The 15,155-nt window shown below is 72.3% G+C and carries 11 protein-coding genes and 1 pseudogene; 8 read left to right on the top strand and 4 right to left on the bottom strand.

Annotated features, from left to right (window positions below):
- The first annotated feature begins 44 nt into the window (after positions 1 to 44).
- The 7 genes from ABZY20_RS22390 to ABZY20_RS22360 all read left to right on the top strand — a co-directional run bounded on the left by ABZY20_RS22390 (position 45) and on the right by ABZY20_RS22360 (position 10,707).
- The gene (locus ABZY20_RS22390; protein ID WP_356443286.1) at positions 45 to 1,886 is read left to right on the top strand and encodes a non-ribosomal peptide synthetase; all 1,842 of its coding nucleotides are present in this window, start codon (positions 45 to 47) and stop codon (positions 1,884 to 1,886) included.
- The gene (locus tag ABZY20_RS22385) at positions 1,883 to 5,437 is read left to right on the top strand and encodes an SDR family NAD(P)-dependent oxidoreductase (RefSeq protein WP_356443285.1); all 3,555 of its coding nucleotides are present in this window, start codon (positions 1,883 to 1,885) and stop codon (positions 5,435 to 5,437) included. Before ABZY20_RS22390 ends, ABZY20_RS22385 begins: the two co-directional genes overlap by 4 nt.
- A 96-nt stretch (positions 5,438 to 5,533) precedes the next feature.
- Positions 5,534 to 6,733 carry an aminotransferase class V-fold PLP-dependent enzyme gene (locus ABZY20_RS22380; protein WP_356443284.1) on the top strand — a complete coding sequence of 400 codons (1,200 nt, stop codon included), beginning with the start codon at positions 5,534 to 5,536 and terminating at the stop codon, positions 6,731 to 6,733.
- On the top strand, positions 6,730 to 7,512 hold the full coding sequence (locus ABZY20_RS22375) for an alpha/beta fold hydrolase (protein WP_356443283.1): 783 nt from the start codon (positions 6,730 to 6,732) through the stop codon (positions 7,510 to 7,512). The genes ABZY20_RS22380 and ABZY20_RS22375 overlap by 4 nt, the downstream gene beginning before the upstream one ends.
- Positions 7,509 to 8,651 carry a GNAT family N-acetyltransferase gene (locus tag ABZY20_RS22370; RefSeq protein ID WP_356443282.1) on the top strand — a complete coding sequence of 381 codons (1,143 nt, stop codon included), beginning with the start codon at positions 7,509 to 7,511 and terminating at the stop codon, positions 8,649 to 8,651. Before ABZY20_RS22375 ends, ABZY20_RS22370 begins: the two co-directional genes overlap by 4 nt.
- A 26-nt stretch (positions 8,652 to 8,677) precedes the next feature.
- Positions 8,678 to 9,841 carry a methionine adenosyltransferase gene (gene metK, locus ABZY20_RS22365; RefSeq protein ID WP_356443281.1) on the top strand — a complete coding sequence of 388 codons (1,164 nt, stop codon included), beginning with the start codon at positions 8,678 to 8,680 and terminating at the stop codon, positions 9,839 to 9,841.
- 50 nt (positions 9,842 to 9,891) lie between these two features.
- Entirely contained in the window at positions 9,892 to 10,707 is an 816-nt protein-coding gene (locus tag ABZY20_RS22360; protein WP_356443280.1) for an S-methyl-5'-thioadenosine phosphorylase, read from the top strand.
- Positions 10,708 to 10,729: 22 nt separating this feature from the next.
- On the opposite strand, the gene ABZY20_RS22355 is transcribed toward ABZY20_RS22360, so the two are convergent.
- Positions 10,730 to 11,971 carry a cysteine desulfurase gene (locus ABZY20_RS22355; RefSeq protein WP_356443415.1) on the bottom strand — a complete coding sequence of 414 codons (1,242 nt, stop codon included), beginning with the start codon at positions 11,969 to 11,971 and terminating at the stop codon, positions 10,730 to 10,732.
- A gap of 658 nt (positions 11,972 to 12,629) precedes the next feature.
- Between ABZY20_RS22355 and ABZY20_RS22350 the strand changes: the two are divergent.
- Positions 12,630 to 12,779: pseudogene (locus ABZY20_RS22350) on the top strand (transposase family protein); the annotation flags it as partial.
- A 225-nt stretch (positions 12,780 to 13,004) separates the two neighbouring features.
- Here the strand turns inward: ABZY20_RS22350 and ABZY20_RS22345 are convergent.
- The 3 genes from ABZY20_RS22345 to ABZY20_RS22335 form a co-directional block, all read right to left on the bottom strand.
- Positions 13,005 to 13,184, bottom strand: a complete 180-nt coding sequence (locus ABZY20_RS22345; RefSeq protein WP_356443279.1) for a hypothetical protein — start codon at positions 13,182 to 13,184, stop codon at positions 13,005 to 13,007.
- A 184-nt stretch (positions 13,185 to 13,368) separates the two neighbouring features.
- On the bottom strand, positions 13,369 to 13,632 hold the full coding sequence (locus tag ABZY20_RS22340; RefSeq protein WP_356443278.1) for a hypothetical protein: 264 nt from the start codon (positions 13,630 to 13,632) through the stop codon (positions 13,369 to 13,371).
- A gap of 55 nt (positions 13,633 to 13,687) precedes the next feature.
- Entirely contained in the window at positions 13,688 to 15,130 is a 1,443-nt protein-coding gene (locus ABZY20_RS22335; RefSeq protein WP_356443277.1) for an FAD-binding oxidoreductase, read from the bottom strand.
- Positions 15,131 to 15,155: the final 25 nt, after the last annotated feature.

Here is a 15,155-nt window from a genome sequence, read left to right as displayed (position 1 = left end):
GAAGCGGTCGTCGTCCGGCGAAGAATGAGGGTTGAGGGTACGGAATGGCGGAACAGGCGAAGTCGGATCCTGGTTCACGGTCGGCCAGTCAGTGCCTGCACGACCAATTCGCCGGACAGGCGCGGCGGCGCCGGAACGCCGTCGCGGTCGTCCAGGGCGAACGGTCCCTGACCTACGCGGAACTGCATGAGCGGGCCCGGGCCCTGGCCGCCCGGCTGCGGGCCGAGGGCGTGGGACCCGACGTGGTGGTCGGTCTCTTCGCGGAGCGTTCGGTCGACATGCTCATCGGCATGATCGGCATCCTGGAGGCGGGCGGCGCCTATCTGCCGCTGCGGGTGGACGACCCGACGGACCGTGTGTCGTTCATCCTGCGCGACGCCGGAGTGCGGGTCGTCGTGACCACCCCCGTGACCGACGAGCGCGGTCTCGACTTCGACGGAGTGCGCGTACGGGCCGACGTCCCCGGCGCCGTCGCCCCGGCGGAGGAGACCCCCGCCCGCGCGAAGGAGGAGACCTCCGCCCGCGCGAACGAGGAGACCTCCGCCCGCGCGAACGAGGAGAACCTCGCCTACGTCATCTACACCTCCGGCACCACCGGCACCCCGAAGGGCGTGGCCGTCCCGCACCGCGCCGCCGCCCGGATCGTCCGCACCGGCGTCTACGGCGACTTCGACGAGCACCAGACGTTCCTGCAGGCGTGCCCGCTGTCCTTCGACGCCTCCGTGTTCGAGATCTGGGCGGCCCTCGCCAACGGCGCCAGGCTGGTCCTGCTGCCGCAGCAGCGCTCCTCGGCGGACGCCGTCATCGACACCGTCCGCCGCTACGGCGTCACCACCTGCTGGCTCACTCCCACCCTGTTCAACCAGCTGGTCGACGAGGACCGGCTGAAGGACAGCGGGCTGCGCCAGGTGGTGATCGGCGGAGAGGTGGTGTCCACCCCGCACCTGGCGCAGGCCATGCGGTCCACCGACATCCGCTTCGCCAACGGCTACGGGCCGACCGAGGCCGGCGTGTTCACCTGCTGTCACCTCTTCCAGGAGTCCGACCTTGCCTATGCGCCCCCGCCGGTCGGCACCCCGCTGCCCGGCACCCGGGTCTGGATCCTCGACGAGCGGATGCGGCCGGTGCCCGACGGGGAACTGGGCGAGCTGTACATCGGCGGACCCGCGCTGGCCCGCGAGTACCATCGGCGCCCCGACCTCACCGAACGGGCCTTCCTGCCCGACCCGTTCGGCCAGACCGCCGACGGCCGGATCTACCGGTCCGGCGACCTCGCCCGGATGCTCCCCGGCCAACTGGTCCAAGTGGTCGGACGCACCGACAGCCAGGTCAAGATCCGCGGTAACCGGGTGGAGCTGACCGAGGTCGAGGCCGCCCTGCTCGACGAGCCGGCCGTCGCCCAGGCCGCCGTCGTCGACCGCGGCGAGGGAGCCGAGCGGGTGCTCGCCGCCTATGTCATCCCGGCGTACGGCGCCACGCCCACCGTCACCGAGCTGCGCGCCCGGCTCGCCGCCCGGCTGCCGGACTACATGATCCCCACCGAGTTCCACCGCCTGGAGCGGCTGCCGCTCACCCGGCACGGCAAGACGGACCGGGCCGCGCTGCGCGCCGAGACCGGAGCGCCCCGGCTAGAGCTGGGCACCGCCTACCGGCCCGCGGCCGGCGAACTGGAGTCGCTGATCGCCGGAATATGGGCCGAGGTCCTCGGCGTGCCGGCGGTCGGCATGGACGACAACTACTTCGACCTGGGCGGCACCTCGCTCTCCATCAAGCAGGCGCAGCTCCGCCTGGAGGAGCGGACCGGTGTCCGTCTCCCGTCCACGGCCCTCTACGAATACCCCACGGTTCGCGCGCTCGCCGAAGCCATGGCCAAGCACGAGGTATGACACCTGTGAACCCTCAGTCCACTGACCCCCACTGTCGCGACATCGCCGTCATCGGAATGGCCGCCGAACTGCCGGGCGCCGACGATCTCGACGCCTTCTGGGAGAACATCCGCGCGGGCGAGGAGTCCATCACGCACGGCTCCCCGCGCGTCGTCGAGGACCCCGCCACCGGCCGCCGCTGGGTGCACGCCCGCGGCGTCCTGAAGGACGTCCGCCGCTTCGACGCCGAGTTCTTCGGCATCCCGCGCCGGGAGGCCGAGGTCCTCGACCCGCAGCACCGACGGCTGCTGGAGCTGTCCTGGAACGCCATGGAGGACGCCGGCTACGACCCGTACCGGGTGCGGGAGACCGTCGCCGTCTACACCTCGGTCGGCCCCAACACCTACTACGGCACCAGGGACTTCGGAGCCCGCTCCGCCGCCGAGCGCATGCTCATCCAGCTGTCCAACGGGCCCGACACCCTGCCCACCCGTATCTCCTACAAGCTGGGCCTGACCGGCGAGAGCGTCAACGTCCAGTCCGCGTGCTCCTCGGCCGCCGTCGCCGTCCATCTGGCCTGCGAGGCGCTGCGCGAGGGCCGCGCTGACATGGCACTGGTCGGCGCGGCCAGCATCAGCGCGCTGGAGACACTCGCGTACGAGCACCAGGACGGGTTCATCCTGTCCGCGGACGGCAGCACCCGCGCCTACGACAAGGGCGCCAGCGGCTACGTGGAGGGCGACGGCGCCGGTGTGCTCGTCCTGCGCCGCCTCGACGACGCCCTGGAGCGCCGGGACAACGTCCACGCCGTGATCAAGAGCAGCGCGGTGAACAACGACGGCCGCGCCAAGGCCGGTTACTCGGCGCCCAGCGTGGAGGGGCAGTCCCGGGTCATCCGGGCGGCGCTGGAGGCCTCCGGGGTCCCCGCCGACACCATCGCCCTGGTCGAGGGCCACGGCACCGGCACCCAGGTCGGCGACCCGATCGAGGTACGCGGTCTGTCCCGCGCCTACCGGGCCTTCACCGACCGCACCGACTACTGCGCCCTCGGCTCGGTCAAGGCGAACATCGGCCATCTGTGCTTCGCCTCCGGCATCGCCGGGCTGCTCAAGGCCGTCCTGTGCCTGATCCACGGCGAACTGCCGCCCGTGGCCGTCCTGGAGGAGCCCAACCCGGACCTCGACTTCACCGGCACGCCGTTCTACCTCAACCGGACGCTCAAGCCGTGGCCGCAGCCCGGTCCCCGCCGGGCCGCCGTGAGCTGCTTCGGGATGGGCGGCACCAACGCCCACTTCGTCCTCGAGCAGGCACCCGAAGCGGTGACCCGTGACCGGGAATCCGGCCCCCGGCGGACCCTCCCCGTGGTCCTGTCGGCCCGCAGCGCCGAGGCCCTGACGGAGGTCAGGCGCCGCCTGGCCGCTCACCTGCGCGCCCACCCGGACACCGACCTCGGCGCGCTCGCCCACACGCTCGCCACCGGCCGCCGTCCGCTCGCCCACCGCTGGGCCGCGGCGGTCGATTCCGGCGAGGCACTGCTGCGCGCGCTCGACGGCGCCCCGCCCGCCCCCGACGGCTCTCCGGCCGCCGAACTGGCCCGGACATGGGCCGAGGGCGGCGACGTGAACTGGGACGAGGTGTTCGACACCGCCGACCGGCGCCGGATCCCGCTGCCCGGCTACCCGTGGCAGGGCGAGCGCCTGTGGATCGAGGCCGCCCCGGCCGGCACCGAGGGCGGCGTCGAACTGGAGTCGGCGGAGCAGGCCCCGGTAGCCGAATGGCTCCACCGGCCCGCCTGGGAACGGACCGCGCTGCCCCGGCCGTACCTCACCGGCGACCTGCCGCCCGTCGACGGCGTCACACTGCTGTTCGGCGACGGCGACGGCGACGGCGACGGCGGCCCGGCCGGCCCGCTGGCGGCCGAGCTGAGCGCGGCGGGACGCACCGTGCTGCACGTCGCGCCCGGCGACCGGTTCGAGGTCACCGACGACCACCACGCCGTCGTCCGGCCCGAGGTGGCCGAGGACTTCCACCAGTTGGTGGACTGGGCCGTGACACGCGGTGGCCAGGTGGCCGAGGTCGTCCACCTCTGGTCCTACGGCGCCCCGTCCGACCAGGACACCGGCATCGCCCGGGGCGCCCTCGCGGTACTGCACCTGGTGCAGGCCCTCGCCACGGCACGACAGCGCGCCGACCTCTGGATCGGCACCGAGAACGCGCAGACCGCCGCCGCCCCACGCCCCGGGGCCACGGCGTCCGAGGACGCCCGCCGGACCCTGCGCCTGGAGGCGTCCGCGGTTCTGGGACTGTGCCGGGTCATCCCGCAGGAACACCCGGAACTGCGCTGCCACGCCGTCGACTTCGCCCTGGACACCCCACACGGGCAGGCCGCCGCCGGGCTGCTCGCGGAAATGGCGTCCCCGGGCGCCGACCCCGAGGTGGTGTACCGGGGCGGCGACCGGCTGCTGCCCACGGTGGAACCGCTGCCCGCCCCCGACGGCGGCCCCGTGCCGGTGCCCGTACGCCCCGGTGGCGTGTACCTCGTCACCGGCGGCCTGGGCCGGATCGGACTGGTGATCGCCGAGGTGTTCGCGCGCACCGCCCCGGTCCGCCTGGCGCTCGTCTCCCGCACCCCCGACCCGGACGCGCCGGGCGTGCGCCGACTGCGCGAACTGGGGGCCGACGTGCTCGTACTGGGTGCCGACGTGGCCGACGAGACGGCGATGCGCGAGGTCGTCGACAAGGTCCACGCCCGGTGGGGAACCATCGACGGAGTGGTGCACTCGGCGGGCATCGAGGAGAGCCGCAACTTCTCCTTCATCGCCGAGACCGGCACCGACCAGGCCGTGGCCGCCCTGCGGCCCAAGGTGCCCGGCATCGCCGTCCTGGACAGGGTGACCCGCGACGAGCCACTGGAGTTCTGCCTGGTCTGCTCCAGCCTCGACACCCTGCTCGGCGGCATCGCCTTCGGCATCTACTCGGTGGCCAACCGCTACCTCGACGGCTACGCGCACTGGCGGCGCGCCCACGGCGCCCCCTGGATCAGCGTGGACTGGGACTCGTGGCAGTTCGACGGACCCGGTTCCGGACGCATCGGAGCCGCCGCCGCCCGCACCGCGATCCGCCCCGGCCAGGCGGGCGACGTCCTGGGCGCCGTGCTGACCAGCGGTGAAGCCCAGTGCGTCGTCTCCACCGTGCCCCTGGCGAGCCGTATCGAGCGCATCCGCCGCGCCTTCGAACGCCGCCGACAGGACGCCGCCGCACACGAGGGCGCACCGCACGCCCGTACCCGCGAGGAGATCGGCGGCCTCGTCCGCGACGTCGTCGGGGAGATCACCGACACGCCCACGCCGCGGGACGAGGACGAACTGCTCGCCGTCGGCTGCGACTCGCTCGCCATGCTGGAGGTCGTGGTCCGGCTGGAGGGCGCGCTGGGGCTCAAGCTGCCCATGGCCGACCTGTGGGGCTGCTCCACCCTGTCCGACCTCGCCCAGGTGTGCTGGGCGAGCGCCGGAGCACACGGGGCGGACGACGGCGACGGCGCCGAGGAGGCGCTGCGCTATCTCGCCGGCTGAGGCGGCACGGCGCTCCGCGCACTCCGCGGAGCGCTCCCGGGACCTCCACCACAGGCGTCTCGCGCAGACGCCGGCCGAAGACAGGTGACCCAACCGATGCAATTCGACCTTGCCAGGGCCCGCGCCGACACACCGGGTGTCGCGCATGTCGTGCACCTGAACAACGCGGGCGCCAGCCTGGCCCCACGCGCCGTGACCGACGCGATGACCCGGCATCTCGCGCTGGAGAGCACCGTGGGCGCGTACGAGGCGGCCGAGCGCGCCCACGAGGCGGTCGCCCGTGCCCATGACGCGCTCGCCGCGCTGCTGAACGCGCACCCCGACGAGATCGCGATCCTGGAGAGCGCGACCCGAGCCTGGGGCATGGCGCTGTCCAGCATCCCGCTGCGGCGGGGGGACCGGGTGCTGCTGTCACCCGTGGAGTACGGCAGCAACCACATCTCGCTGCTCCATCTCGCCGAACGCACCGGCGTGTCCCTCGAGTTCCTGCCGGTCGACGGCGACGGCCTCGTCGACACGGCCGCGCTGGAGCAGTGCCTGGACGAGCGGGTCAAGCTCGTGGCCATGGCGCATGTGCCCATGCACGACGGCCTGGTGAACCCGGTCGCCGAGGTGGGCAAGGTGGTGCGCCGGACCGACGCCCTGTTCCTCGTGGACGCCTGCCAGTCGGTGGGCCAGCTGCCGGTGGACGTCCAGGACTTCGGCTGCGACCTGCTGGTGGGCTGCGGCCGCAAGTACCTGCGCGGCCCGCGCGGCACCGGTTTCCTCTACGTGGCCCGCGACGTCGCCCCCCGCCTCACTCCGCCGGTGCTCGGCCTGGACGGCGTCGAGTGGCATGCGGGGAAGTACCGGCTCGCCCCAGGCGCGCGCCGCTTCGAGACCTGGGAGGTCAACGCCGCCGCCCGGATAGGGCTCGGGGTGGCCGTCGACTACGCCCGCGGTTGGGGAGTGGAGCGCACCTGGCAGCGGATCCGCTCGCTGGCCGCCGGACTGCGCGCCGACCTGGCCGGAGTGCCGGGCGTCACGGTGCAGGACCGGGGCGTGGAACGGTGCGGCAACATCGCCGTCACCTTCGCCGGCCTCGACCCCTTCCAGGTGCGCGCCGAGTTGCTGCGCGCCGGCATCAACAGCTGGGTGTGCCTCGACAACGCCGCCTGCCACGACATGCAACAGCGCGGCCTCAGCCGCCTCTTGCGGATCTCCGTCCACTACTACAACAGCGAGGACGAGCTGGAGCGGCTGTGCTCGGTGCTCGCGGGTCTGACCTCAGGAACGAAAGCGAGGGCCTTCGCATGACGGCATCGGCATGGATCAAGCGGCCGCGGCCGCGGCCCGAGACCCGCGCGAGGGTGTTCTGCGTCCCGCACGCCGGTGCGGGACCGTCGTCCTACGCGCACTGGGTTTCCGAACTGCCCGAGGACGTCGAGCTGTGCCTGGTGCATCTGCCGGGACGGGAGGCACGGCTGGCCGAGCTGCCGCTCGACGACATCACGGCCATCGCCCAGCACGTCGCCCGCGCCTGCGCGGACCTGCTCGACCTGCCCTTCGTCATGTTCGGCCACAGCATGGGCGCACTCGTCGCCTACGAGACGGCCCGGCGGCTCACCGTCCAGCCCCGCCGGCTGTTCGTCTCCGCCTGCCCGCCCGCGCACCGGCTGGTGGAGGAGCCGCCCGTCGCCCACCTGCCCGACGACGAGTTCCTCGCCGAGGTCCGCCGCGCCTACCAGGGCATACCGGACGAGGTGTGGAACGACCGGGCTCTGATGCGGATGATGCTGCCCGCCCTGCGCGCCGACTTCGCCGCGTACGAAACCTACGAGTGGGTCCGGCGCGCCCCGCTGAGCTGTCCCGTCACCGTGCTGGGCGGCTCCGCGGACGCCCTGGTGCCCACCGGTTCGCTCGCGGGCTGGGCCGAACTGACCGAGGGGGAGTGCGCGGTCGAGGTGTTCGACGGCGGGCACTTCTACCTCACGCGGGCCCGCCGCGAGGTCCAGGGCATGGTCACCGCGGCGCTCCTGACCGACGGGGCCCCGGCCGCCGCCGGCACCGGCCCGGACCGAGGAGCCGGGGCATGACCGTATGGACGACCGAGAATCTGGCCGAGGCGCGCGAGAAGGGCTGGGACACCGTCGTCCCGCCCGACGACCTCTTCCGCTCCCCGGGCTGGCTGGCGCTGGAGAGCGAACAGACCAACCTCCCGCCCCGCTACTACCTGGCGGGCGAGCCCGGCCGGGCCGAGGCGGGCCTGTCCTGCTACCCACTGGACGCCTCCTCGGAGCCCTGGCCGTTCATGCGCGTGGACCGGACCGTGCGCATGCTCGCCGGAGCCCGCGGCGTCGAACCGGACGAGGACACCGCCCGAGCCGTCGACGCGCTGCTGCCCACCCGGCTGTTCGGCGGGCGCAGGGTGCCGAATACCGCGCTTGTCACGGCGCCCGACCTCCCGGACAACCGGCGCCGGCACCGGATCGCCGAACTGGTCGCCGCCGGCGAGGACGATGCCCGGGCCGCCGGCGCGGCCAGCTCCGCCTTCCTCTTCGTCGCCGCGTCCGACACCGCGCTGCGGGAGGTGCTGCGCGAACGCGGCTACGCCGAGGTCCCCACCGCCCACTACTCCACCCTCCGGCTGTCCGAGCCGGGCTTCGAGGGCTATCTGCGCCTGCTGCCCAGCGACCGCCGGCGCAAGGTGCGCTACGAGCGCCGCCGTCTGGATGCGGCCGGTGTCGGCTTCCGGATCGAGCCCCTCACACACGACCTGACCGGGGAACTGGTGCCGCTGCTGCTGAGACACGGCAACAAGTACGGACACGCCTACGCCCCCGAGGCGATGGCCCGCACCTTGCAACTGCACGCCACGCACTGCGGCGCGGACGCCGAGGTCATCACCGCCCGCTCCCAGGACGGCGCGGTGCGCGGCTTCTCCCTGGTCGTCCGCCGGGGCACACGCCTGTACATCCGCCTGACCGGCTACGACTACGACTGGCAGGGCAAGCTGCCGCTGTACTTCGCCCTCTGCTTCTACGAACCCGTGGAGCACGCGAGCCGGATCGGCGCGACGACCCTCGACTACGCCGTCGCCTCCGAGAGCACCAAGCTCTCCCGTGGCTGCACCCAGGAACGGCGCTTCGGCTATGTCAAGGCGTTCGACCCGACGACCCACACCACCGTCGCCCGGCTGCTCGCCCGCCTCGGCGACGACCCCGCAGACCGTTGACCCTCCGCCCCACCCCTGGGAGACCCATGCCCGGCCGCCTGTTCACCTCGGAGTCCGTCACCGAGGGCCACCCCGACAAGATCGCCGACCGGATCAGCGACGCGATCCTCGACGTGCTGCTCAGCGAGGACCCGGCCGCCCGGGTCGCCGTCGAGACCCTGGTCACCACCGGCCAGGTCCATGTGGCCGGCGAGGTCACCACCTCCGCGTTCGCCGACATCCCCGCCCTGATCCGGGCCGCCGTCCTCGACATCGGCTACGACTCCTCGCAGAAGGGCTTCGACGGCGCCTCCTGCGGCGTGACCGTCTCCATCGGCGCCCAGTCCCCGGACATCGCGCGGGGCGTGGACACCGGCGGCGCCGGCGACCAGGGCCTGATGTTCGGCTACGCCACCGACGAGACGCCCACCCTGATGCCGCTGCCGATCTTCCTCGCGCACCGGCTGTCCAAGCGCCTGTCCGAGGTCCGCAGGAACGGCACCATCCCCTACCTGCGCCCCGACGGCAAGACGCAGGTCACCATCGAGTACGACGGCGAGCGCGCGGTCCGCCTGGACACGGTGGTCGTCTCCTCGCAGCACGCGAGCGACATCGACCTGGAGTCGCTGCTGGCCCCCGACATCCGCGAGTTCGTCGTCGAACCGGAGCTGAAGGCGCTGCTCGACGAGGGCATCAAGCTGGACACTGAGGGCTACCGGCTGCTGGTGAACCCGACCGGGCGGTTCGAGATCGGCGGTCCGATGGGTGACGCGGGTCTGACCGGCCGGAAGATCATCATCGACACCTACGGCGGTATGGCGCGGCACGGCGGTGGCGCGTTCTCCGGCAAGGACCCGTCCAAGGTGGACCGTTCGGCTGCGTACGCGATGCGCTGGGTCGCCAAGAACGTGGTCGCGGCGGGGCTGGCCTCGCGCTGCGAGGTTCAGGTGGCGTACGCGATCGGCAAGGCCGAGCCGGTCGGCCTGTTCGTCGAGACCTTCGGCACCCACAAGGTCGAGCCCGAGAGGATCGAGAAGGCCATCGACGAGGTCTTCGACCTCCGCCCGGCCGCCATCATCCGCGACCTCGACCTGCTGCGCCCGATCTACGCCCAGACCGCGGCGTACGGCCACTTCGGCCGCGAGCTCCCCGACTTCACCTGGGAACGCACCGACCGCGTCGACGCCCTGCGCGCCGCCGCCGGAGCCTGACCCCGCCACCCGCCCCGGCAACCGTGCCGCACTCCCCGAAGGAACACCCCATGACCGCGACGACGCAGGCCGCGCCGACCCTTGGCGTCATCGGCGGCAGCGGCTTCTACCAACTGCTCGAAGAGGCCGAGGAGATCAGCGTCGACACACCCTACGGTGCGCCGTCCGACACCATCGCGGTCGGCGCGGTGGCCGGGCGCCGGGTGGCGTTCCTGCCTCGCCACGGCCGCACCCACGCCCACCCGCCGCACCGCATCAACTACCGGGCCAACCTGTGGGCCCTGCGCTCGCTCGGAGTGCGTCAGGTGCTCGCCCCCTGCGCGGTGGGGTCGCTGCGCCGCGAGCACGGCCCCGGTGCGGTCGTCGTCCCCGATCAGCTGGTCGACCGCACGAGCGGGCGGAGCCAGACCTTCTTCGACCAGGGAGCGCTGCACGTGCCCTTCGCGGACCCGTACTGCCCCGACGGGCGCGGCGCCGTCCTCAAGGGCGCGGCGGCCGTCGGCGCCGACGCGCACGACGGGGGCACCATGGTGGTCGTCGAAGGACCCCGGTTCTCCACCCGCGCAGAGTCCCGGTGGTTCGCGGCGGCCGGCTGGTCGCTGGTCAACATGACCGGGCATCCGGAGGCCGTCCTGGCCCGCGAACTCGCCCTCTGCTACACGTCGATCGCCCTGGTCACCGACTACGACGCGGGCCTGGACGCCGGTGAGAGCGTCCAGCAGGACGACGTCTTCGCGGTGTTCGCCCGCAACTCCGCCCGTATGCGGGAGATCGTCCTGGAGACGGTACGGCGGCTGCCGGAGCGGCGGATGTGCCCCTGCCCCGGAGCCCTCGCCGGAATGGACCTCCCCTTCGAACTGCCGTGAGCCGGCCGGCCCGGACCGGCCGTCAGCCGAAGTACTTCTGTGCCTCCCGTACGCCCCGGGCCAGCGTCTCCACCTCTTCGGGGGTGTTGTAGACGTAGAAGCTCGCGCGGGTCGTCGCCGCAACGCCGAAGCGCTGGTGGAGGGGGCGGGCGCAGTGGTGGCCGACGCGGACGGCCACCCCGAGTTCGTCCAGTACCTGACCGACGTCATGGGCGTGGATCCCGTCCACGGTGAAGGCGACGGTGGCGCCGCGGTCCTCGGTGGTCAGGGGCCCGATGACGGACACGCCCGGGGTGTCGGACAGCAACGCGAGTGCCTGCTCGGTGAGTTCGTCCTCGTGCCGCTTGACCTGCTCCATCCCGAGCGCTGTGAGGTAGTCCACGGCCGCGGCCAGACCGACTGCCTGTGCCGTCATCGGCACCCCTGCCTCGAAACGCTGCGGCGGCGGCAGATACGTCGACCGCTCCATGGTGACGACCTCGATCATGGAGCCACCGGTCAGGAAAGGCGGCAGCTCCGCAAGGAGGCGACGGCGGCCCCACAGGACGCCGATGCCGCCCGGGGCGAGCATCTTGTGCCCGGAGAAGACCAGGAAGTCGGCGCCGAGTGCCGCCACGTCGACGGGGCGGTGCGGCACGGACTGGGCCGCGTCCAGGAGGACGAGCGCGCCGACCCGCCTGGCCCGCTCGGCGATCAGCTCGACCGGGTTGACCGTCCCCAGGACGTTGGACTGGTGCGTCAGGGCGACGACGGCGGTGTCCTCGGTGATCAGGTCGTCGATCGACGTCAGGTCCAGCCGGCCCTCGTCGGTCAACGGGAACCAGTCGAGGGTCGCCCCGGTCCGTCGGGCGAGTTCCTGCCACGGCACCAGGTTGGCATGGTGCTCCATCTCGCTGACCACGATCCTCTTGCCGGCCGTGACGGTGCCGGCGATGCCCAGCGCGTAGGCCACGAGGTTGATGCCCTCCGTGGCGTTCTTGACGAAGACCACCTCGTCGGGCTCGGCCCCGATGAACCCGGCCACCGTGGCCCGCGCCGCCTCGTAGATCTCGGTGGCCTCCTCGGCGAGCTGGTGGGCGCCCCGGTGTACGGCGGCGTTGTGCCGGAGGTTGACATCGCGCTCGGCGTCCAGCACTTGGACGGGCTTCTGGGAAGTGGCCGCGGAGTCCAGGTAGACCAGCGGGGCGCCGCCACGCATCACTCTGCCCAGAATGGGAAAGTCGCCCCTGATGTCCCGCACGTCGAGTCCGAGGCCCACTGACATATACGCGCCCTCTCGTTCTTCCTCGCTCACCTAATGGAATCTACTCTATTTCTCTGTTAGAAGGCGTCGAGGGGATGCCATGACCCGTTCAGCGGAACGGGAGGGGTTCGAGGCACGAACGGTGCTGCTGGGCTACGGGGTGGGCAATGACCGGGCGAAACAGCAGGGCAACAGCCCGGAGACGGGTCGAGGTCGGCGGCCGAGGACACGTAAGGATACGGATAGTGATCAGTCGTAGGCCGGTACGCGTTGGACTCCTTGCCGCGGCTGTGACCGGCTTGTTGGGTCTCGCGGCCACCGGTTGTGGCGGGGACGGAGACGAGGAGCCGGCCGACAAGGCCTTGGCGGGAACGCGAGTGTGCGGTGGTGACGCCGTGTCCGCCCAGGCGTCCAAGGCACTGAAGGTGATCATGGGGACATCGCGGTTCGGGACGACGGCGGAGAAGTCCACCGTCGCGCGGGCCGCGACGAACCCAGTCGCGGCGTTTCCGGCCGCCACCAAAGGGCGCGATGACGTCTGTCGCATCTTCACGGCCGGCGGTGAGGCGGATGTCGCGATCCGAGTCACCTGGGGGCTGTATGGCGACTCCCCGCCTCCGGTTGGCGGCCCAGGGATGCCCACAGCCGGATCAAGGTGTGGGCCGTCGCGGTGTCTGCTGTGATCACCGCGTCGCGGCGCGAGGGCGCAGATCCGGTGCACAAGGGTCGACCGTGGAGCCTGCCGCTGGAGGACCGGGTCCTCATGATCGCCGCGTACTGGCGGACCAACCTCACGCTGCGGCAGCTTGCCCCGTTGTTCGGCGTCTCGTGCATCTCCGTCACGCGGCTGCCCGGTTACGGGAGGCGAGCTGACTGGGAAGGCGTCCTCCCACACGGCGCGCACGGTGCGACCGACGAGGGTGCGCAGCACCGGCCGCAACTGGAGGAGGCAGGTCCTGGTTGAGGTAGCGGGGCAGATCGTCATGCAGGCGCTCGTGTAGGACGGTGCGGTACAGACCCGTGTGCTGGCGAGGCTTGCTCATGTCATACGAGGTCATCCCGGCCAGGCCATGTGCAGCGTCAGCTCCACGCCCCCCGAGTGGGGGCCCTGCAGTACGTACGACGACTCCGGCAGGAGCCGCCGGAACTTCTCCCGGTGCAGCACGAGGTCCTCGGCGCCGGCTCCCGAGAGATCCCTCGGCGCGGGTGCGGAGTGCTGTGGGCTGGAGGGCATGACCCCATCATGGCGGCCGGAGAAGTGGTGCGGGTCATGATGTGCGAGCCGGTGTCCGGAGTGAGCGCGGGCGGGCAGCGGAGAGTCCGTCACCTGGGCGCTCAGGGCTTCAGGAGCAGGTTCACGTGCGCGTGCCCCACCGGGTCCGGACGACGTCGCGCCCCCGGTCCTTGGTCTTCCTCGTTCACCAGTTCCCGTGGTCCTCCACGCAGGTGGCGATCAGCTCGAGCAGGGCGTCGGCCCGGTGCCGGTCCTCGCGCTGCTCGCGCAGGGCCTTGTCGGCGGCCCGGAGGCGGGCCAGGGTGGCCGGTTCACCGTCGACCAGGTCGTCGACCACCGGCGTGGTGACCAGGTCCAGGCATTCGGTGAGCAGGGGCCGGGTGGCCGGGACGGGGGGAGCAGGGCCGGTCGGGCGAGAGGTTGTGAGTCTCGGGAGCCTCTGCTGCACCAACGGAGTAGTGGCAGATGCTCCCGGCGGCCGGAGGGGCGACGTCGTCTTCCCCTCACACGGGCATGGATCCGGCGTCGGCTGTCCCGAGGGGGAGCGGCGTGGCGGCGAAGACGGAGTCCGGGTCGACCGCGGCCTTCACGGCGAGCAGGCGTTCGGTGTTGGGCCCGTAGGCTTCGGCAACCTGGTCGGGAGTCTCCGGCCCCAGGAAGTTCACGTAGCCGCCCGGCAAGGAGAACGGCTCGAGCGCCGCGTGCAGCTCCTCCAGCCAGCGCAGGTGCGGGGATCTGCCGCCGCCACCGCCTGCGGTGTCCTCGCCTTCGCCGCCCTCCCACATGGAGATCAGTTCGACCATCAGGTGCGGTTCGCGTCGGCCGAAAGCCGTCGAGCCGAGAGGCGGACGGGTGGCAGCACCGTGGAACCGGTGCCACACGATCGCGGAGAACGGCGAGGTGAACTCCTGGGCAGATCGGTCCAGGACGGCCGCGAGGGGGCTGGAGACGCTCTGGACGGTCCGTGTGCGAATCGCGCCCATCCGCCCGGGCGGGAACATGGCGTCCGTCGCGGCCAGCGTCGCGGAACGGGCGACCGGTCCGACCTCGGCGAGGAGGGGCGTACCGAGCCGGGCCAGCGCACGCACCGGCCCGTTCCCGGCGTTCCCCACCGCCAGATCCCCCGACCAGGTCGGCGCGACGTACACCGTCGGCTTGCCGTCCGGGCCGGGAAGGAACCCCACGTCCGCCGTCAGCTCGTCCGGACCGTCCTGGAGGATCCCGGCGAGGTCGGCCAGCACGCCGGCGCTCTGGGCGACCGGGTACAGGATGGTTCCCGACACCACTGTCGGGACCGGGTGCAGGCGGATCCGCGCCGAGGTCACGACACCGAAGTTGCCGCCGCCGCCGCGCAACGCCCAGAAGAGGTCCGGATGATGTTCGGCGTCGGTGTCCACCCGTGAACCGTCGGCCAGGACGATCTCGGCGCCGAGCAGGTTGTCGGCGGCGAGCCCGCACCGCCCGATCAGGGGACCGTATCCGCCGCCGAGGGTGAGGCCGACCATTCCGACGGCTCCCGCTGTTCCGGTGACGGCGGTCAGGCCCACCCGCTCGGCGGCCGCTACGACGTCGGACGAGAGCGCCCCGCCACCCACCGTCGCGCACCGGTGGTTGACGTCGATCCGCACTTCCCGCATGCCGGTCAGATCGAGAACCAGCCCCCCGGGACGGAACGCCCGGCCCCAGAAGTCGTGACCCCCGCCACGCACGGAGAGCGGCACTCCGTGGCTACGCGACGCACGTACCGCGGCCTGCACGTCAGCGGTGGTCGCGCACCGCACGACGACGGCTGGACGGACCTCCACCGCTGCGTTGAACAGCGCCACGGCCCGTGCGTACTCCGGCCCGTCGGTGAGCACCCGGCCCGCTGGAATGCGGGACCGCAGCTCATCCAGCAGGGCAGTGCTGACTGCGTCGCGGGCATCGGCATCGCCAGGGGTCTGCATGGTCACTCCCGTGTGTCGCTGTCGG

Source organism: Streptomyces sp. NPDC006624 (assembly GCF_040611555.1).
GTDB lineage: Bacteria > Actinomycetota > Actinomycetes > Streptomycetales > Streptomycetaceae > Streptomyces.
This window is presented reverse-complemented; position numbering and strand designations above follow the sequence as displayed.